The organism is Chromobacterium sp. S0633, assembly GCF_024158805.1.
GTDB lineage: Bacteria > Pseudomonadota > Gammaproteobacteria > Burkholderiales > Chromobacteriaceae > Chromobacterium.
In genome coordinates this window covers 1-554 of the sequence record NZ_JAMZGH010000133.1, presented here as the reverse complement: position 1 = coordinate 554, position 554 = coordinate 1, and the positions used below count along the sequence as shown (strand labels likewise).

Annotated in this window: 1 protein-coding gene; it reads right to left on the bottom strand. The window is 60.3% G+C overall.

Translation table 11 applies throughout. The features are described from left to right. On the bottom strand, nt 1-554 hold a 554-nt coding region (locus NK214_RS24940; protein ID WP_256477565.1), incomplete at both ends, for a GTP-binding protein.

Below are 554 nucleotides of genomic sequence, written 5' to 3'. Positions count from 1 at the left end.
ACCACGGTGCCGCGGCCGGAGATCGAGAACACGTCTTCGATCGGCAGCAGGAACGGCTTGTCGATGGCGCGTTCCGGAGTCGGGATGTAGGAGTCCAGAGCAGCAGCCAGCTTGAAGATGGCCGGTTCGCCGTATTCGGACTGGTCGCCTTCCAGCGCCAGACGAGCGGAGCCGATCACCACCGGGGTGTCGTCGCCCGGGAAGTCGTAGGAAGACAGCAGATCGCGAACTTCCATTTCAACCAGTTCCAGCAACTCAGCGTCGTCCACCAGGTCGGCCTTGTTCAGGAACACGATGATGTACGGAACGCCAACCTGACGGGACAGCAGGATGTGTTCGCGGGTTTGCGGCATCGGACCGTCAGCGGCCGAGCACACCAGGATAGCGCCGTCCATCTGGGCAGCACCGGTAATCATGTTCTTAACGTAGTCGGCGTGACCCGGGCAGTCTACGTGAGCGTAGTGACGGGACTCGGTTTCGTATTCTACGTGAGCGGTATTAATGGTAATACCACGAGCCTTCTCTTCCGGCGCGCTGTCGATCTGGGAGTAGTC